Source organism: Fulvimarina endophytica (genome assembly GCF_003403015.1).
Classification (GTDB): Bacteria; Pseudomonadota; Alphaproteobacteria; order Rhizobiales; family Rhizobiaceae; genus Fulvimarina; species Fulvimarina endophytica.
Map to the genome: position 1 here is coordinate 15,826 of NZ_QURL01000001.1, position 19,259 is coordinate 35,084.

Below are 19,259 nucleotides of genomic sequence, written 5' to 3' on the forward strand. Positions count from 1 at the left end.
CGGGTCATCCGCGGCTTTTGAAGCAAACGGCCCCCGACGGTGCTGGTAACACCGGACGAGGGCCTGACCCAGAACCTGTACGAGAGGTCCCAGGCTATGACGAGCCATATCCGCTTCGTCCCTTCGTGGAAAGTTGTAACGAACACGCGCATCGGTCTCCGCCGAATAGCGCGCACTTGCGCCGTTTCGTTCGCCTGATCGATCCGATCGGCCCGAACGGCTGACTGGCGAAGACCGCCTTTCGTGGCGCGCTTCGTCTCGTTCACATTTCCAGCTTTTACTGAGACGACCCGCACCGTTCGCTGACGACGAGGCTCGCGACTTGCGAGAGCGCACCGCGCGATCGAGCGTGACGTCCATACTGCCCCATCCGCTCTTGGAACGGTCCGCCGTTCGAATGTCGGTCTAGGCAGGATGCATGGCGTCGGTCGTCCCTCATCGAAGGGATTCCCCTATGAACCCATCCACTCATTACGCCTCGCGGCGTCGCCAATTGCGAAGCTCTACCGCTTCGTCTGCCGATGTTGGCAGCGGCCGCACCGCCACCGTCGCCTCCGATCCTGCCGAAGTCAAACCGCGTTTTGCTCCCGCCGAGCATCGAGACGCGGTTGATCTCAACGGTGCCGCCGCATCTACGCGGGCCGCATCCGGTTCACACCGTTCGAACGGGGCGTCGGCACCTGCGGTCCTGCCACGCTCCTATCCCTGCCGCCTTGATCCCGGCGCCATCGCAGCCGAACTCGAGCCGTTCGTCGAGAAGGCAGTCGCACAGGTTGCGGCCGCCGTACCGAGCCCGGACGCGATCCTCGGTCGCTACATCGCCGTCGCAGCCCTCATCCGCTCGGTCTCGTTCCACGAGGGCAAATTGCTGGAAGACGCGATGATCGCGATCGGCGTGGCAAATCCCGATCTCGTTGTCCTTGGTAGCGGCGTCCGGCTTCCGGTGACGGCCGCCGCCCTCGAGGCGGTCGCGCATAACAGATCGGGTGCACTTGTCGGACTGTCGTTCGATGCGGATGCAAAGGCGAAGTCGACCTATACGCCGGACCTCGTCACCGTGAACCGCCGCTATCGCTCGGCGCTTGTCATCGACGTGAAGCGCTCGCTCGCCTCCTATCTCGACACGCACCGTTTGAGTGAACTGAGAACCCGAATGCTGGCGGCCTCTCTGATCCTGCCGGACTGGCTCTACAAGGAGCGCAAGCGGCTTGCCGTCGACAGCGTCGGGATCGCCATCGTCGACGGGTCGAGCGGAACAAGCGACCACGGCTCGGGCCTCTGGAGCCTCAGCGAGATCGACGATCTTCTGGAGATCGAGGGGGCAGCTGCCGCGATCATCGCCATGCGGGCGCGGTTTGCGGACCGGGTGCAGGCTCTGATCAAGGACGAGATCCTGCGGCTCGCTCCTCCGCCATCTGCGTCATCGTCGGGCGAGTGTGCGGCCTGCGCCAAGGCCGCATCCGCACAGGACTTCGGCGACCCTGACCCAGATCATGTCACCGACGATGCGTCCGGTCCTGGAAATCATTTCCAGACTGCCTCGGACGCCGTGTTCGACGGAGCCGGACGACCGATACGTTTCGGCTTTGCGCGCGGGCGTCTCCACGCCTGAGCGCGAGGCCCGCTCGAGCGCTGAAGCAGCTTCACGCTTGAGAACCTGACGGTCCGACGCGCGTCGGCGCGCCCCTCATCCACTCCACAGAACCTGTTCACTCCATCGAACGCGCAGTCTCGCCGATCTTCGGATCGGATGCCGGACGCGCGAAGGATCCCCCATGACCTTCGAACATGACGACGACCACAACGACGACCGCCTGAACAAGCGAGGAGACGACCCCTCGGGCAAACACCATCGCAAACAGGACGATCCGTCCGAGCGCGGAAGCGAGCGGTCCATGACGCCCGCTCCCGTTCCCTTCGACCGCCAGCTCACCGAACTTGCCGAGGCCGCAGGCGCGCGGCGCTTCGGCTCGATGCAGCCGGAACACCCGGTATCGCGACCGCTCCCCGACCCAGCGATCGTCATCGCCGTCACGATGATGAGCATTCGCCAGATCGGCCATCTGCCGCTTCCCGTGCGAACCGCGCTCAACGACCTCGCCGAGCGCGGCGATCCGACCGCGCGCGTCATCAGAGCCTGGGTTGGGAAGCGCACCTCGCGGCGCAGCACGGTCGAGAGGAGCGCCCGATGACACGCAAGCCATCTGAGACGACCAACCCAGCCACCGATAGTGCCACCGCCCCCGACCGCGCCACGGCCAACGCCAACCCCGATCGCTCGAGGGATGTGAAGGCTGTCCAGAGCGCCGGCCCCGTCACCCGCTTCGGCGCTCTGCCGGACAAGGTGCGCAACGACGGCGGCCTTCTGGCGGCGCTGCTTCTCATTGATCGGGCGATGGCAGATGCTGCGATGTCGGCCGATGACCTGACCCGTCTTTGTCGGCGACACGGCACCGTGCTGGCGATCAGCGCGGACGCGACGGGGTTCGGGGAGACCTGCCGCCAGCTCCTGTCGATCGGTGCGATCCTTCCCGGCCGCGTCGACATGCTCGATCTGACGAATGTGCGCGCGGCGGTCCAGTTCGCGTTCCCCGCCGACAGGGAGCGTGACTGGAGCCTTCTCGTCCAGTCGCTCGACGATCCTCTCGGCGCGACCTGGGGATCCCTGCCGAGCGATCTTAAAGGCAAGGAGGTCGAACGCCGGATGATCGAGCGATATGCCTCGGCCATTCGCTCGGGTCATCCGATCTTCGTCCTTGGGCGAACGAAGCGGATGCTTCCGATCGCCCAGCTGTCGGCAACGTGCAGGCTTGATGGTGGCCCGATCGATGCCGGGATCATCGGCCGGGCGATCGAGGTGGTGACGGGCATCGATCGCTCAGTGGCGGACAACGGTCTGGTACAGCTCGCGTCCGAGGGCGTCCGCCTCCATACGCTGCCGCTCGAGGACATCACCTTCGCCATCCGCCCCGGTCTGCCGCTCGACACCATCCTGACGCTTCTTGAGCGATCGGCTCGCTACGCTGCGAGGGTTGCCGACGAAGAGGCGGCCGCTGCGAGGAACGCTGCCGACGACGATGATGACGATGAGGGAGGCGGCAGCGGCGACGGTAGTGGCAAAGACTACGGGGACCGCCATTCCAATCGCGACCTGCGCAGTTGGGCCGAGAGGACGGCCAGCGATCTACCGGGCAACGAGCGCAGGTCGGGCAGACCCCCAGCGCGACCCGACACGAACGCCGCGAAGCCAGAGGACGAGACCCGGCCGAACAAGTTGGATGCCGGATCGGTCGTCATCCATCCCGAACCGCTGCCGGACAGTGTTCGGACAGACGCCACAGATCGCGGACATGAAGTCGGCTCCGAGGATGATCGGGTCATCGGCGTCTCAAACGACACGAAAGTGACCAAGGATTCCGGCAGCGGCGACGTCGGCAACAGTATGTGCAGCGATGGCGATGGCGACAGCGTGGGCGACAACAAGGACGGATCCCAGCAGGCACCGACACGCACGCCCTTCCATCGCTGTCCTCTGACCATCGAGACCATGGCCGGGCTCGGCAAGGCGCGGGACTGGGCCCTCGATCTGAAGACCGATCTGGAAGCCTATCGGGCGGGCGAGATTGCATGGGAGGAGATGAGCACGCGGCTGCTTTTGTCCGGCCCGCCCGGCACGGGCAAGACGAGCTTCGCACGGGCGCTCTGCAACACGCTGCAACTCCCCCTCCACGTCGCCTCCGTTCAGACATGGCTCGAGCCGAGCTATCTCGGCAGCGTGCTGAAGCGGATGTCGGCAGCATTCCAGGCGGCCGAAGCCGCAGCGCCCGTCATCTTCTTCATCGACGAGACCGACGCCATCGGCACGCGGGGACCTGCCTCGCGCGACTTCTCGGACTACTGGAACGCGATCGTCAATCGCATGCTTGAGCTGATGGACGGAGCGGTCAAAACCTCGGGCGTCATCATCGTCGGCGCGACGAACAGGCCGGAGGTCATCGATCCTGCCCTGACGCGGTCGGGACGCTGGGAGCGCCAGATCGCGCTCAAAAAACCGGATCGGACGGAGCTGATGACGATCCTCGCTCATCACCTCGGCGACGATCTCCAGAGGATCAAAAGCGGTGAAGATGAGGCCGCACGCGCCCGTTCACAGGCGAGCCTTCACTCAGACGAACCGGACGACCTGCACGGACCGGACGAGCAGCACGAGCCGGACGTCACCCCGGCCAGTCCGCTCGACTGTCTGTCGCGGCGCATGCTCGGTCTGACGGGCGCCGATGTCGAACGGGTGTTGCGCGAAGCACGGGGACGGGCGCGCAGGGCCCGGCGTCCGCTCACCCTTGCCGATCTCGAAGCCGTCGTCGGCAGCGACCGGAAGGAGCTGCCTGAGGGACTTCGCCGCCGCATGGCGATCCATGAGGCGGGCCATGCGATCGTCGGTCACGTCCTGAAGCTTGGGCGCGTAATCGCCGTGTCGATCGAGGACGCAGGCGGAGGCTTTACGGCCTCACTCCATGAGGGCGATGACGATGCGGACGAAGGGTGGCTCATGGGACGGATCGCACAGCTTCTCGGTGGCCGCGTTGCCGAGGAGATCGTTCTTGGCACGATCGCGACAGGAGGCGGCGGCGTCGAGACGAGCGATCTTGCACTGGCAACCCGCGTCGCCGTCTCGCTCGAGACCGCCTACGGCTTCGGATCCGATCGCCCGCTGACCTTCCGCAGCAGTGAATGGGCACAGGGCCTCCTCCTGCGCGGCGGTCCGCTGGCCGACCGGGTCGAGGAGCGGCTGCGCACAGGCGAAGAACTCGCCCGAACGACGATCGAGGCGAACCAGCCTCTCCTGACCCGCCTTGCCGACGCGCTTCTCGCAGCCGGAACGCTCGACGCTGACGAGATCGCGGCGATCCTTGGTGTGCCACCTGACAACGCGGACCTTCAAAGGGAGGCGAGCGGGGACGGAACGACCCGAGAGGTCACTTCAGCGGGACAGACTCCGATCGGTGAGCAGACAAACAAGAACGGGGACGCCTGATGGTCGTCCACCTTCCGCCCGTTGGATCGTCCGACGACCTCGCCGCGACCGTCCGCCAGCTTCGCGACCTGCTTCGAGATCTGGAGGCAATCCAGGCAGGTTGGCGGCCATCACCCGCCGATCTTTGGCAGGCGCCCGTTCTCGAGGGTTGGGAGATCGGTTCTCGCACCGTACCCTGTCTTCTCGGACTGGTTCAGGGCCATCCGACCCTCGATGATCACAGACTGATCCGAACCTCGGAGGTCTGGGCGATCGCGCCCGAGTTCGGCTATGCCCGCACCCTCAGCCGCCTCTATCGGCTGGGCGAGCAGGGTCTGATGAACTGACAGCAAGCCGACGTATGGAAGAGGCGAAGGCGGTCCGCACACCACGGGTCGCCTTCGAGCGTTCCGATCTGTCGATTCATCCACCCGACGTCATGGATCGAAGGATCAATGGATCGATAGGAGGCGGCGCAGCGGGGAAGCGCAGACGGGAGAACAATACGAGAACGCGACTTGAGGTCCTTGCAACCGATCTCAGGTCACGAACACTTCGAGATTAATCGAAACACGTTACGCATTTGCGTTGCCAATGTCCGCGCAATCGATTCTCGCCCTCTGATTGTCGATTCAGAACCCGATACGGGCGTTGCAGACGTCCAGATTTGTGTTTCAGTCTTCGATAAAAGCGATTCCTGCCGTCGCAGAACTGATTGGCTGCCCATCGACGCCGCGCCCGGAACGTCCTGCCTTCGCAGCAACGGACGGCACCCCGATTATCGCAGTGTCCTGACCGCGGGATCGGTCTCCGACAACTCCTCTCAAGTCGCGGGCAAGTCGAGATCACTTGAAACACGTTGCGCATTTGCGTTGCAGAGATCGAGATTTGCGATTCAGACCATCGCGCAAACGATTCCGGATCCGAGACAAGCGTTTCTGAACTCGAGATCTCCGATTCAGCCGCTCACGCCGTTATGTCGGTGCCGGGTTCGCGTGTGATCCGAGAGCGTTCGACCGACGCCGAAACAGCGGAACACCAAAGCGACCCGGCAGCAGTCTGACATGACCACAGGCACCACGGTGGCGTCGAAGCGTGACCACCCGGAACGATGCCACTCTTCTCATGCAGGCACGACATCGACCCCGACGTCGCCCGTCCGCGCAGGACCTCACAGACGGGCAGAACTTGAGGGAATATCGCCTTCACGTAAACGATGGGCGGCACGGCGTCATGAGCGCCGTTTTGGCTGCCGTTGCGTCGCCGAGCGACTGTCAGCCGGAGGGTTCGCCAACCCCCGTTTTGGGCTGAATCACGCCACTTGACATTCGCCGAAGCCTGGAACTGCGGGGTTGCCTATTCTGAGGGATGCTTTGCGGGCGATAAGTCGAGGGTGCGCGCAAAAATATACTTTTGTCCACTTTGACGGAATACAAGGCAATCATGAGTGGCGGCATCGGGCGAAGGTAAGTACATCGCCATGTATTGAGCGGCCTTCCCTGTGTCTTGTCAACAATATAGCCCGATTTCCGATTGGACAACCTTGAGGGTCCGTGTCAGCATCAAGGCTGTCGTGGAACGTTGCATGCGACAACTGAAAGGATCTTGAATGAGCGACGAGCAGAACTCGAACGCCCCGGGCGAGACCGGGGCGCAGGCGACCGATGACGTGGCAGCCGCCGCGACGCCGATCGCCATGGGAGGCATGGCAGACATGGAAGAGAGCGAGGACATGGACAGGAACGCGGACGCGGACGCGGACACCAGCGCAGCCGAGGGCGTGAGCGCGCAGACGAACGGCGTCGCAGACGACGGAGAGAGCACCGACGAGGCTGCGCAGGCGAATGCCGAAGAGGAGGACGCGGCAGCGCAGGCGAACGCGGAGGAAGAGGCCCCCTCAAGGAAGGCGAAGACCCGCGGCTCCGCGAAGGCGAAGGCGAAGGCGGTCGGCAAGGCGAAGCCCTCCCGGGTCCGCAAGGACATGGATGCCCGCAGGGCAAAGAAGGACCGCGCACGTGACGCGCGCGAGAGCGACGAGGAGGAGGCGAACGGGAAGGCCGCCCGGAAGGCGAAGGGCAAGGCGAAGGCCGAGCGCCAGTCCTTCGACCTCGACCGCCTCGCGGCGGAGGCGAAGGCACGGGTTCTGACGAGCGTCGCGGAGATCGACGCGATCGGACGCAAGACGGCGGAGAACACGTTCGACCTCGGCCGAGAGTTCGAGATCATCAAGAACGACATCCCGGACGAGACGGACTGGAAGGAGGCCGTACCGAAGCTCTGTGGGCTGTCTTACAAGAGCGCCGACAACTGGATCAAGGTGCACGCGACCCTCGGTGGGCGCCGTGAGGACCTGATCAGGCACCAGGTCACGCCGACCGTGCTCATCAAGCTGACCCGGGCAACGCCCGAGCAGGTCGATCAGGTGATCCACGCCTTCGAGGCGGGAACGCCGATGAAGGTCCGCGAGGTCGAGGACCTCGTGAAGGGCAACACCCCGGACGCGAACGGCGACATCGCGGCGGGTGGCGGTCTCGCCGAGCTGAAGGCGATCGCCCGGGCGAAGGTGAGCCGCCAGACGAAGGCTGTCGCGGCCAACGTCAAGACGATCCGGAACGCGTTCCTCGAAGCGCTCGAGGCAGCGGGCACGAAGCGGCTGAAGAAGGGCGATCTGGTCGAAGCCCTCGCGCCGATCGCACGGATCGCCTGCCGCGACCTCACCGAGCTCGTCTGCGATGTCGACCCGGCCTCGCTCTCGGGCAGCCAGGCGCTGCGCCACCTGCCGCCCGCCGACGAACGCTGGGCGGCCGCGCTCAAACTGCTCGAGCGCCTCGGCTACAGCGACTGGGTGGAGGCCACCGTTCTGAAGACGTACGTCACCGACGAGGTGCTGCCGACGCTCGGCTTCATCCTCGACGGCGGCGTCGGCCCCGCCGCGCAGCCGGACGAAGCCGACGCCCGGAACGAGGCCGTGAACGAGAACCAGAACGAGGGCGACAACGCCGCGCTCGCGCACGGCAGCCGCGGGATCGAAGACGACAACGAGTTCGACGGCGTCGATGACGACGAGCAGACGGGATCGACGGAGAGGTCGGGCACCGTCATGCCGTTCGTGGCGCGGAACGGGACGGGATCCGGGAACGGCGCCTCGGGCCCGCAGGCCTTCGTCTGATCAGGACGCGAACTGCCTCCGCTTCCGTCGTGTAAGCGACGGGAGCGGAGGCCGGCCGTCCTGGCGCCGCAGCCAACGCTCGAGCGAGTGTCCGGCCCGCCTGCCGATCCGTCCGCTTCCAGACCGCCACCTTCTCCAGCCTGAGCCACAAGCAGGCCCGCCGCAGGCCGAATCCGACGAGGACATGAGACATGGCCCGATCATCATCCACCCGGAACACGCAGCTCGAGGACGACGCCCGCGAGAAGCGGCTCGCCAAACAGCGTGCCTACCAGCAGGCGCTTCGGGAACGGCAGCGCAAGGAGCGCAAGCCCTCCCGCGACGATGTCGCGCGGACGGTTCTGTTCTGGCTGTTCAGCGGACTGACGGCGAACAACAAGGCGGCCGCGTTCAGACAGCTCTACAACGATGTCCTGCCCATGCTAATCGACCAGGGGTTCGACGAGGCGAAGGCCGCCGAACGGATCGAGGAGATCTACGACAGGTACGAAGCGGGCTGGGCCTTCCGGGGCAAGGGGCACCTGAAGGACAGGCCCGACTTCGACGAGATGTTCGGCGACGACCGTTGAGCGAGGTGTCCGCCATCGGGAACGTCACCCGACGGCGATCCGAATGTCGGCCGATCCAAAACGCCGCCGCCTTCGTGGATCTCGTCTCTATCGGCACGAGCTGCCTCGGAACTCGTTCGTTGCCTCCGTTGCCATGACCGACGTTCGGTACTGTCGATGCCTTGGCACCCGTCCTTACGTTCCCTGACCTCGGCAGGCGCCGCTTGTCGATCGGTCTTCAGCCTCGTTCTGATCGACGTCGCCCGGACGTTGGAAACCAGCCGATCCGGCGTCATGCGATCGAACGACGTTTGCACCCGCATCGAAGGTCGTGCCCGTTACTCCTGACTTCAGAATCAAAAATCTCACAAACGTCGTTTGCGGGAGAATCGTAAATCTGAGGAGATGAATCGCTTCTATCAAAATGCGGATCGGAAACGCTGGAAATGATTTCCAGGCCACGTTTGGCGTCGCGCTCGCCGATCGTCGTTTGAAGAAGCGGACCCGAAATCGAGGCAATGGGATCGACGCGTCGGATGGTTCGCAGTGAATGCTCGCGATAGTCTCCCTCCAGAAACAAGGCTGAGGATGCGCGGACCATCCGGAACGAGGCGTGCGACGTATCGATGGACGGCTGTCGGACAAACTCGCATGTCAGCCTAGGTCTGTTCAGCCGACCGTGTTGGTATCTCTGCCGAGCGTCGATGTCTCGATCCGCGCGTTCTGATGACGACACGGCGTTCGAGAATTGCTCGGCGGTCCACACTCTGCATATTTGTCCGTCGCAGCGTTTAGATGATCGCACCCGAATTCCGGGTTGGAAGCTGGCTTGTCGCTGTTCAACTGACCCGGCGCAGGAAATTCTTTGTTCTGCGATCCTTCGGATCGTCGAAGATTGCGGCGGGCGATCCCATCTCGACGATGTGCCCGGCATCCATGAAGACGATGCGATCGGCGATCTCTCGGGCGAACTGCATCTCGTGGGTGACGATCAGCATTGTCTGCCTCGTCTCCGCGACACGGCGCATCAGATCGAGGACCTCGCCGACCCATTCCGGATCGAGCGCCGATGTCGGCTCGTCGAACAACATAAGATCGGCGTCGAGCGCCATCGCGCGTCCGATTCCAACACGCTGTTGCTGACCTCCGGACAGCGCCGACGGATAGGCCTCTGCCCTGTCGGAGAGGCCGATATCTCGAAGGATTTCGTCCGCTCTTTCGCGTGCTTTCGAAGCGGGCCAGCCCCGAACGACGATCAGTCCTTCGGTTATGTTCTCGCGCACTGTTCTGTTCGCAAAAAGTGAATAGTTCTGGAAGACGAAAGCGGTTCGGCGTCGCAGCGCCAATATCCCCCGGCGGTTCGCTCGTTCGGCGGTGACCGTGAGATCCCCGATTTTGATCGACCCATGATCGGGACGATCGAGAAAGTTGATGCAGCGCAGGAGCGTCGACTTGCCGGTGCCGGAAGGACCGATGACGACGACCCGTTCGCCCTCTTCGATCGAGAGATCGATCCCGTCCAGAACGGTCTGCTCACCGAAACGCTTCGTCAGGCTCGACAGGCGGATCATCGCGCGTAGGCCCGGTTGAGATAGGTTTCGAGCCGCTTCTGAAAGAAGCTCAACACTTCGACGATGATCCAGTAGAGGACTGCAACCACGAGAAACGCCTCGAAATAGAGGAAGCTGCCGGCAGCTTCCTTCTGTGTCGCCCCCATCATTTCGGTGACCCCGAGCGTGAAAGCGAGCGAAGTGCTTTTGATCATGTCGATCAGATAGTTGACCAGGGTCGGCGCGGCGACTCTCGTTGCCTGGGGAAGGATGATCCGCCGCATCATCTGCAAGCGCGTCATGCCGATCGCCTCGCTCGCCTCCCACTGGCTTCTGTCGATACCGACGATCGCCGCGCGAATGCTCTCGGACATATAAGCAGAGAAGTGCAGGGTCAGGCCCATGATCGCAGCAGTCACGCCGTCGATTTGAGTTAGGAAGGCGAAGACCTGCGGAAGCCCGTAATAGAAAAGGAAGAGCTGGACGAGAAGCGGCGTGCCGCGAAAGAACGAGATGAAGAGGACGACGAAGCGGTCGAGAACCGGAACTTTGATGACGCGCTCGATCGCCAGAAGCGAGGAAAGAACGAGGGCGCACGCCATCGCGATCCCCGCCATCATCAGTGTCAACGGGACGTAGCCGAGGAGAATGGGGACCAGCCCCAGCATATACTCGTAATCGAGCGCGCGCATGACAGGCCTATTGCGGCGTGGTCACGTCCGAACTGAGCCACTTTTCAGAGATCTTGCTCAAGGTCCCGTTCTCACGCAACCGATCGAGCGCACCGTTCACTTCGTCTCGAAGTTCGCGTCCTTCTTCGGTATCGCGGAACGGATAGGCGTTGCGGATTTCGCTGAAAGGCTGTCCGGCGAGCGCGAGCGGCAATGGGCTTTCCGCAATGACCTGCGCGGAGGAAACCCGGTCCATCACGAAGGCGTCGGTCCGCCCGAGCGCTGTGTCCTGTTCGATATTGCTCTCATAGGTCCGGATATCGATGTCGTCCGCATTCGGCAGTTCGCGAAGAAGCTGCTCGAAGTTCGAACCGAGATTCACCGCGACCGTCTTGCCGGAGAGATCTCTAGTGTCCTTGATCGTGTCCTCGTTACCAGCCTTCACGACGATCTGGGCCCCATCGTAGACGTAGGGTTCGCTGAAGGCGAACGCCTCCTCCCGCTCGGGCGTGATGGTAATCTGATTGCCGATCGTATCGATCCGGCCCGCCTGAAGAGCTCCGATCAGGCCGGAAAAGGACATCGTCTCGAACTCGACATTGCGACCGATCTCGGCTCCGATCGCATTCATCAGGTCGACCTCGAACCCCTGGAGTTCGTCGTTGCGAACGAAGGTGAAAGGGAAATAACCGCCCGACATGCCGACGCGGATCGGCTGTTCGCTCTCCTGCGCAATGGTGGGCGCAGTGACGAGAATCATCGCTGCAAAAAGAGCGGATCGCAACATCGAAAGGGTCATGGCACGGACTTTCGCGGAGTATTCGGCCAGGATGGACCATGAATTTTCATGTTGCACCTGGTTTTGGGCTTCGACCGTTGAACTAGGCGCTTCAAAAACGGATGGAAGGCCTTCTACGAACCGCATGAGTTCATTGAACGAAGGCGCCTCATAGGTTGGCTTCCCATGATAGAACGCTTCATGATGCATCTTCGAATCGGATCCGATGCTGCACTATGCCGAGCCAAGCCGTGCGATCGATCTCATCTCTGAAATAGAAAATGCTGGTCTTCATGACCACGCCTGTTCGAAGTCGTTCGCTGGCTATGATCGCATCTTGCGCGAGCCGAGCCTATCCAAGGCATCGTCGTTCCGGCGGGCCCAATCGTAGAGCAGTTCGACGGGCTCCACGAACCGGTGTCCCAGTTCCGTCAGCCTGTACTCGACGGCGGGCGGGACGGTGCCCGCCACGTGGCGGCTGATGAGGCCGCTCGCCTCCATTTCGCGCAATGTCTGGGTGAGCATCTTCTTCGATATGCCCGGAAGACTGCGATGGAGGACGCCGTTGCGCGCCCGTCCCTGGTGGAGGGCGTGAAGGGTGTGCAGCACCATGCTCGTCCACTTCGTCGAGAACAGCTCCAGAATGCGGCGAGGTGAGCAATCCTCACGCCATTCGGTTTCATCGGATCCTTTGTCCATGGTGGTTACCTTCTGGTGCCTATGTCCCAATTCGGTTCCGTCTAGCTGCGGACTGCGTCTCTGCCTAGCTCTCGTCGCAGACAGTCACGGAGTTCATCATGACCAAGACCGCACTCGTCGTCGGTGTCACCGGCATTCAGGGCAGCGCAGCCGCAGAGAAGCTCGTTTCGCAGGGCTACGAGGTGTACGGGCTCGCTCGCCACCCAGGTGATCAAGACGGCGTCACGCCCGTCGCCGCCGATCTTCTAAAACCCGAAACGCTCGAAAAGGCGCTCGATGGGATCGCGCCCGAAACCGTGTTCCTCACCACCTGGCTGAGGCAGGAAACCGAGGAGGAGAATATCCGTGTCAATTCTGCGATGGTGAAGAACATTCTCGATGTGCTTCGCGTCAAGAAGTCGGTGCGACACGTCGCGCTTGTGACCGGCCTCAAGCATTATCTCGGCCCCTTTGAGGCCTATGGGAAGGGCGAACTGCCAAAGACGCCGTTCCGTGAGAACCAAGGCCGGCTCGACGTAAAAAACTTCTATTACGCGCAGGAAGACGAGGTGTTCGCCGCCGCAAAGACCGACGGCTTCACTTGGAGCATTCACCGTCCGCACACGATCATCGGGAAGGCCCTCGGGAACGCAATGAACATGGGGCAGACGCTGGCCGTTTATGCCACAATCTGCAAGGAAACCGGACGCCCCTTCCGTTTTCCGGGCTCGAAGGTCCAATGGGAGAGCCTGACGGACATGACCGACACGCGGCAACTCGCAGGTCAGCTCGTCTGGGCCGCAGAGACGCCGGCAGCCGAGAACGAAGACTTCAACGTCGTCAACGGCGATGTCTTCCGCTGGAACTGGATGTGGCACCGCATTGCCGACTGGTTCGGCATTGAGGCCGAAGAGTTCGACGGTGTCGAGCGTCCGCTGGAAGAGCAGATGGTCGAGGACGCGGAGATTTGGGCGCAGATCGCCGACCGCCACGGCCTCGCGGAACGCGATTTAACCCGGCTAGCCTCTCCCTGGCATACCGATGCCGATCTGGGTCGTCCGATTGAGGTCGTAACCGACATGTCGAAGAGCCGAAGGCTCGGTTTCACCGGCTATATCGCGACGGACGAGGCCTTCTTCGACCTCTTCGAAAAGCTTCGTACAGATCGGATCATCCCGAATTCATGAAGCCGAGTTATGCATCCGGGGGCTCCGTGAGGGTCCTCCGGATGGACACGGGCAGCGAACGAAGAACAGCTGGCGGACCGGCTGCTGGTCATGGCTTAATTCGTGACGCAAGAGCGCCGCGCTCCTATCTATCGCCATCCGTTCTGAGCGAACCTGCCTGCCTCTCGAGCCAGTTTCGGATCTTCCGAGCCGACACTGGATCAAGATGCCCGGTATCTTCGGTGAGCGTCGCGCGGACCTGATCCGCCACAGGGTGACGGCGACCGTCCTCATCGCCCTGACTTGGACGATGCCAGCTGCCGGGTCCACTCCGATCGCTCGTCGGTTTCAAGGGGGACAAAAAGTGGTAAGCAACCGATACATCAGGGTCGACAAAGCGCCACGTCGCAAGACGGTTTGGGCTCTATCGCACTGATTTCAAATGCGATCGAATGCTGGCCGATTTGTTATTCCGGCCGAAAGCCTTCCGGCGTCTTCTGGACCGAAATGCGCGGGAAGTCGCCGCTTCGAATCCCTCCTTTAGAGCAGTATTGCCCGTCCGTCGTCCTCGCGAAAGACTTTGGTAGAAGACGGTATGATCGACATTATCATCCCACCCCACAAGAGGGTTTCAACGCTTCTGCGCGAGATGTTTCCGCTGCGGGCAAAACCGGATCCCCGCGAGAGATCCGCGGCGCCTCGTCTTCGCGGACCGTGCGCAAAAAGACCCTTATTCGACGTTTTGAAGGAGCGCATTTTGGCGAGCACGTTTCGGCTTGAAACCAGCCTGTCGCGACGTCGCGATTTGTCCGCCGAGGAGCGGACTGTTCTTCGAAGCTTGCCAGCAACGCGAAGGACATACGCCGACGGGGAGCGGATCGTCGAAGAAGGCACGGCTCCTGACGGGAGCTGCCTGTTGGTCGAGGGCATGGCGATACGGGCGCACCGGATCGGGCGGAGCGAGCGGGTCGTCAGCGCCCTGCATGTTGCGGGCGACTTCGTCGATCTCCACTCCTTCCTCCTTTCGCATATCGATCACGATATCATCGCCGTCGGACCCTGCACGATCGACTTCGTCGCCGCCGAGCATCTGGAGGCGGTCACCCGGGATCATTCTCGTCTCGCTCGGCTGCTCTGGCTGGAGACGCTGATCGACGCAAAGATCCACCGCGTCTGGGTCGCTGCCCGGGCGGCTCTGCCGGGAACGCAACGGGTCGGACATTTCATCTGCGAGTTGCATGCCCGCCTTGGCGCGGCCGGGCTGGTCTATGCGGGCGGTTTCGCGATGCCTCTCGACCAGAGAGGCGTTGCGGACGTTCTGGGCTACTCCGTTGTCCACGTGAACCATGCGGTCCGTGACCTTCGAGCCGAAAGACTTCTCGAATGGGAGCGCGGGCGCGTTCGCCTGCCCGACCCCGACGGTCTCGCGCGTTATTCCAGCTTCGACCCAGCCTATCTGGAACTTCGAAAGGGCGCCGAGAGCACGGAGTAAACAAGTTAAACAAAAGCTTGTTCGGCCGTCGATCCGGCTAGCTGTCCCATCTCGAACGACCGCTTGCAGGACGACGAATGGGCCATCACGATCGACGATCCGAAGCTTCGGGAACGACCGCTCTCAGCGAGGCGATCCTTCCTCTCCTCGGCGGTCTGCGCTCGAGAGCGGACGCAGCTCGGCGCGATCTTCCCGATCTCGGCGGTCCGATCGACCTTCTACGCAAGGAAGGCGTGCTTTCGGCTGTATTGCCTGCCCCGGAAGGTTCGGGCCTCGGCTGGGTTCGGGGAACCGCGAGGCCTCTTTCGGATATGCTGCGCCACATCGGTGCCGCGGATCTCGCGCTTGCCCGCCTCGTCGAGGGTCATGTCAACGCTGCGATTCTCGTCGAGATTCACGCAGAGCGCCCGGCCCGCGATGCGATGCGCCGAGCCGTCCGCGAAGGCGCGCTTCTCGGCGTCTGGGGTGCGGACGGGGCGCAGCCGCTCGAATGGGTGGACCGTGCCGAAGGGGACGTCAGCCTGTCGGGGTCCAAGCGTTATGCATCGGGGCTGGGTCATGTGGACCTCGCCCTCATCACGGCGCGGGCGGCGGCCGGTGCGCCGCCACGTATGTTCCTCGTTCCCGCGACTAATCCTTCGCGACACGACCACGAGGCCTGGACCGCCTCTGCCATGCGCGCATCCCGATCGGGCACGTTCGATGCGACCGGACTTGTTCTCGATGAGACGGGTTTCGTGGGCCCTGCCGGCGCGCTCACGACCGAACCCTGGTTCGAGGGTGGTGTCTGGCGGTATTGCGCCGCCCATGTAGGTGGGGCGGAGGGCCTCATCGAGCGCTGGATCGAGGTGCTGCGCCGCATGGGCCGCCTCGACGATCCGGTTCAGCGTGATCGTCTCGGGCACGCGATGGCCGACACCATTGCCGCCCGCGCGGTAGTCGAGGCCGCCGCCGACGCGGTGGAGCACTCTGCGGAGGCCTCGCCCCAAGGCGTCGAGCGAGCGGTCGCGCACGGCCTGATGGCCCGCGAGGCCGTCGAAGGCGCCTGCATCCGCATTCTTGCCCTCTGCGAGCGCAGCCTCGGTATGATCGCCCATGACAGTCAAGGGTCGATCGACCGGATGCGCCGCGATCTGTCGCTGTTCCTTCGCCAGGCGGCGCCCGACGCCAAGCTGGATCGGGCATTGCGCACGGCTGAGGACATCGGTCCGGGGAGGCTCCGATGAACGGGTCCGTGGACGAACTCCTCGACGCCGGCTCGCCTCTGCTTGTTCTGGCGCCGCATCCTGACGACGAGTCGCTTGCCTGCGGTCTGTTGCTCGCCGAACGCTGGCTGAGGGGAATCCCAACGCATGTCGCCTGTGTGACCGACGGTTCCGCGTCCCATCCCGGCTCTTCCAGCTTTTCCCCTTCACGCCTTGCGGCCCTGCGCCATGAGGAATTGCTGCTGGCGGTGCGGTGCCTCGGCGGAGATCCTGTGCGCGACGTCACTTGGATGGGGCATCCGGACGCGGCCTCGCACCGGGTTCATGCACCAGGAAGCGATCTTGCGCGGGACGTATGCCGTCTGGTGGATCGCCTCGGCGCGAAACTGCTTCTCACGGCCTCGTCCGAGGACCCCCATTGCGATCATGTCGCCTGCGCTGATGCGGCCCACCGAGTGGCGACCGCAAGGCCATCCTTGCGGATGTGGTCCTACGCGGTCTGGTCGCGTTGGCACGACTGGTCGAAGGGCCGCGAGGCTGCGGGGCTGCCTCTCGACCTGCCGCGAAGGCGCGAGGCCAAACGCGCCGCGATCCGCGCCCATCGCAGCCAAATGGGCTTCGTCGTGTCCGACGATCCGGAAGGCTTCAGGATGCCGCCGGGCTTTGCCGACCGCTTCTGTGCGGCCCCCGAGATCTTCTTGCAGGTCGCGCCATGACGCCCGCGAACCTTGCCCATCTTCAAGGCCTCTATGCCGAAACGGACGATCCCTGGAATTTCCGCGGCTCTCCTTACGAGGCGGAACGCTTCGTTTCGGTCGCGCAGGCTCTTCCCCGGCAGCGCTATGACGCGGCCCTCGAGATCGGATGCGGCAACGGCGAACTCGCCCGCTGCATCGCCCCACGCTGCGCGTCCTATACGGGGATCGATGCGGTGCCTGCTGCGCTCGACGCTGCCCGCATCGCGGTTCCGTCCGCCCGGTTCGTCGAAGGCTTCATGCCGTGCCGACTGCCGGAGCCGGTGGGCCAGCCGGGCTACGATCTCGTGCTCTTGAGCGAGATCCTCTATTTCCTCGACCCATCCGCCATCGCAAGGATCGCCGAGGATCTCGACCGGGACCATCCGGCCGCCGACATCGTCACCGTGGCATGGCGCGGCGAGACGGGGCATGCGCTAAGCGGGGAGGATGCGATCGCAACCTTCATCCAGGCGTCCCGCCGGCGATCGCGCACGGTGCGGCGGACCGACTCCTATCGGATCGACGTCTTCACGCCCCCTCGCGAGCGCTCAGCCTGATGCGTGCCGTCGCTGTCATCCCGGCTTGCAACGAAGCCGATTGCCTGCCCGGCGCGCTCGCCTCACTGAAGCGCGAAGGCCTCGAAGCGTTGGTCGTCGCCAATGGCTGCACCGATGCGACGGCCAACCTCGCAAGGGCCGCAGGAGCCATGGTCATCGAAACACCCGTCCTTCAGGGCGGCGTCGGCGCTGCAAGGGCCATTGGCCTCGCGGCCGCGCTGAACGAAGGAGCGTCGGTTCTCTTCACGATGGATGCCGACTGCACGCTCGCACCCGGCAGCGCGGCCGCCATCTGGCGGGGTCTCGGGCGCGCCGACGCCGTCTTCGGGAGGGTCGTCCCGAATGCGAGCGAGTTCACCGCTCTACCTCTTGCCGTCCGACGGCACGGCTCGGCCGAAGACAGGCGCAATGCCCTGCTTGGGCTGATCGAGGCCGCAATCGCCGATTGCCCGTGGAATCCGTTCCCCGCCCATGGGACGAGCCCTGGCGCGCTGATCGCCTGGCATGCGGCGGCTTACCTCGCCGTCGGCGGTGTCGCGCCTGTCCCCTGCCATGAAGACCGCCTGATGGCCGCAGCCTTGGTCGGCGGCGGCTTTCGGGTCGCACGACCCTGGGACGCCGTCGTCATCGCATCCTGTCGGCAACGCGGTCGGGCGCCCAGCGGAATGGCTCACACGATCGCCCTGCGCGCGCGCGCAGGGCCCCAACTCATCGCCGAAGCATTCGTTCTCGAACGCGAATGCCTCGCACTCGAGCGCCGATTGTCGGCCCTGATGCCGCGCCGAAACTGGCCGGACCTTCCATCCCTGTCCACCAAAGGAGACGACGATGTTCCATCATTCGAGCAAGCTTCAGTATGAAGTCCGTGTCGACACCCCCGATCCCCAGTTCGCCAAGCTGCTCCAGCAGGCGATCGGCGGCATCGAAGGCGAGATCCGCGTGGCGATGCAGTACTTCTTCCAGGCCATGGGCGCGCGGGGCGACAGCCGCATCCGCGACATGCTGATCTCGACGGCGACCGAAGAACTCTCCCATATCGAGTTCCTCGGCCATGCGGTCGCGCTTAATCTCGAAGGCGCACCGGTCACCGATCAGGAGGAAGCGGCCAAGGACCCGGTGGTCAACGCCATCCTCGGCGGCGCCAATCCGCGCCATCTCCTGTCCTCCGGCTTGTCGGCGATGCCGGTGAACGCAAACGGCGTGCCCTTCGACATGAGCCATATCTACGCGACCGGCAATATCGGCGCGGACATGCTGGCAAACGCCACCGCCGAGGCCGGCGGCCGCGTGCTCGCCTCGCGTCTCTATAACTGGACGTCGGATGCGGGCATGAAGGACATGCTCTCCTTCCTCATTGCCCGTGACACCTATCACCAGCAGCAATGGCTGGCGGTGATCGAGGAACTGGGCGGTATGGCGGCCGCGCTGCCGATCCCCAATTCCACGCCGCAGGACCACGAGGCGATGAAGCATTCCTACTATTATCTGAACACGCTTCTCGACAAGAAGGCCCCCGAAGGCCGCTGGTCCTCCGGTCCCTCGCTCGACGGACGTGCCGAGTTCCATATCGTGGATCAGCCGGCTCCCGAAGGCCAGGAGCCCGATCTCGGCAAGGCCCGGCCCAATTCCGGCGCCCAGACCGAGCAGATCTGAAGTTTCTACCTCACCGACCGTCGCCCAGGGTCCCGAGCGGC

General features: G+C 63.7%; 17 protein-coding genes. 13 read left to right on the forward strand and 4 right to left on the reverse strand.

Annotation, left to right across the window (positions count from 1 at the left end; translation table 11 throughout):
* Positions 1-454: 454 nt before the first annotated feature.
* The 6 genes from DYI37_RS00065 (at position 455) to DYI37_RS00090 (ending at position 8,752) form a co-directional block, all read left to right on the forward strand.
* Positions 455-1,612 (forward strand): hypothetical protein, encoded by a 1,158-nt coding sequence (locus tag DYI37_RS00065; protein ID WP_147307835.1) that lies wholly within the window; start codon positions 455-457, stop codon positions 1,610-1,612.
* A gap of 163 nt (positions 1,613-1,775) precedes the next feature.
* Positions 1,776-2,192 (forward strand): hypothetical protein, encoded by a 417-nt coding sequence (locus DYI37_RS00070; RefSeq protein ID WP_116681179.1) that lies wholly within the window; start codon positions 1,776-1,778, stop codon positions 2,190-2,192.
* Positions 2,189-5,035, forward strand: coding sequence for an AAA family ATPase (locus tag DYI37_RS19850; protein WP_158555039.1), 2,847 nt, complete (start codon positions 2,189-2,191; stop codon positions 5,033-5,035). Before DYI37_RS00070 ends, DYI37_RS19850 begins: the two co-directional genes overlap by 4 nt.
* The gene (locus DYI37_RS00080; protein WP_116681180.1) at positions 5,035-5,361 is read left to right on the forward strand and encodes a DUF6634 family protein; all 327 of its coding nucleotides are present in this window, start codon (positions 5,035-5,037) and stop codon (positions 5,359-5,361) included. The genes DYI37_RS19850 and DYI37_RS00080 overlap by 1 nt, the downstream gene beginning before the upstream one ends.
* 1,262 nt (positions 5,362-6,623) lie before the next feature.
* Entirely contained in the window at positions 6,624-8,183 is a 1,560-nt protein-coding gene (locus DYI37_RS00085; RefSeq protein ID WP_116681181.1) for a hypothetical protein, read from the forward strand.
* 191 nt (positions 8,184-8,374) lie between these two features.
* Complete coding sequence (locus tag DYI37_RS00090) at positions 8,375-8,752, forward strand: hypothetical protein (protein ID WP_116681182.1); 378 nt, start codon at positions 8,375-8,377, stop codon at positions 8,750-8,752.
* A gap of 818 nt (positions 8,753-9,570) precedes the next feature.
* Here the strand turns inward: DYI37_RS00090 and DYI37_RS00095 are convergent.
* From DYI37_RS00095 to DYI37_RS00110, 4 genes are all read right to left on the reverse strand, one after another.
* Positions 9,571-10,302: an amino acid ABC transporter ATP-binding protein gene (locus DYI37_RS00095; protein ID WP_116681183.1), complete on the reverse strand. Its 732-nt coding sequence runs from the start codon at positions 10,300-10,302 to the stop codon at positions 9,571-9,573.
* The gene (locus DYI37_RS00100) at positions 10,299-10,973 is read right to left on the reverse strand and encodes an amino acid ABC transporter permease (protein WP_116681184.1); all 675 of its coding nucleotides are present in this window, start codon (positions 10,971-10,973) and stop codon (positions 10,299-10,301) included. The genes DYI37_RS00095 and DYI37_RS00100 overlap by 4 nt, the downstream gene beginning before the upstream one ends.
* Positions 10,974-10,980: 7 nt before the next feature.
* The gene (locus tag DYI37_RS00105; RefSeq protein ID WP_245413708.1) at positions 10,981-11,940 is read right to left on the reverse strand and encodes an amino acid ABC transporter substrate-binding protein; all 960 of its coding nucleotides are present in this window, start codon (positions 11,938-11,940) and stop codon (positions 10,981-10,983) included.
* Between the two features lie 114 nt (positions 11,941-12,054).
* Positions 12,055-12,429, reverse strand: a complete 375-nt coding sequence (locus DYI37_RS00110; RefSeq protein WP_116681185.1) for a winged helix-turn-helix transcriptional regulator — start codon at positions 12,427-12,429, stop codon at positions 12,055-12,057.
* A gap of 98 nt (positions 12,430-12,527) precedes the next feature.
* Here DYI37_RS00110 and DYI37_RS00115 point away from each other — a divergent pair, with 98 nt between their 5' ends.
* From DYI37_RS00115 to DYI37_RS00145, 7 genes are all read left to right on the forward strand, one after another.
* Entirely contained in the window at positions 12,528-13,595 is a 1,068-nt protein-coding gene (locus tag DYI37_RS00115; RefSeq protein ID WP_116681186.1) for an SDR family oxidoreductase, read from the forward strand.
* A gap of 628 nt (positions 13,596-14,223) precedes the next feature.
* Entirely contained in the window at positions 14,224-15,066 is an 843-nt protein-coding gene (locus tag DYI37_RS00120) for a Crp/Fnr family transcriptional regulator (RefSeq protein WP_245413752.1), read from the forward strand.
* A 77-nt stretch (positions 15,067-15,143) separates the two neighbouring features.
* Positions 15,144-16,292: an acyl-CoA dehydrogenase family protein gene (locus DYI37_RS00125; RefSeq protein WP_116681188.1), complete on the forward strand. Its 1,149-nt coding sequence runs from the start codon at positions 15,144-15,146 to the stop codon at positions 16,290-16,292.
* Positions 16,289-16,987, forward strand: a complete 699-nt coding sequence (locus DYI37_RS00130; RefSeq protein ID WP_116681189.1) for a PIG-L deacetylase family protein — start codon at positions 16,289-16,291, stop codon at positions 16,985-16,987. The genes DYI37_RS00125 and DYI37_RS00130 overlap by 4 nt, the downstream gene beginning before the upstream one ends.
* Positions 16,984-17,565, forward strand: a complete 582-nt coding sequence (locus DYI37_RS00135) for a class I SAM-dependent methyltransferase (RefSeq protein ID WP_116681190.1) — start codon at positions 16,984-16,986, stop codon at positions 17,563-17,565. Before DYI37_RS00130 ends, DYI37_RS00135 begins: the two co-directional genes overlap by 4 nt.
* Positions 17,565-18,425 carry a glycosyltransferase gene (locus DYI37_RS00140; protein ID WP_158555041.1) on the forward strand — a complete coding sequence of 287 codons (861 nt, stop codon included), beginning with the start codon at positions 17,565-17,567 and terminating at the stop codon, positions 18,423-18,425. Before DYI37_RS00135 ends, DYI37_RS00140 begins: the two co-directional genes overlap by 1 nt.
* Entirely contained in the window at positions 18,394-19,218 is an 825-nt protein-coding gene (locus DYI37_RS00145; protein ID WP_116681192.1) for a manganese catalase family protein, read from the forward strand. The genes DYI37_RS00140 and DYI37_RS00145 overlap by 32 nt, the downstream gene beginning before the upstream one ends.
* Positions 19,219-19,259: the final 41 nt, after the last annotated feature.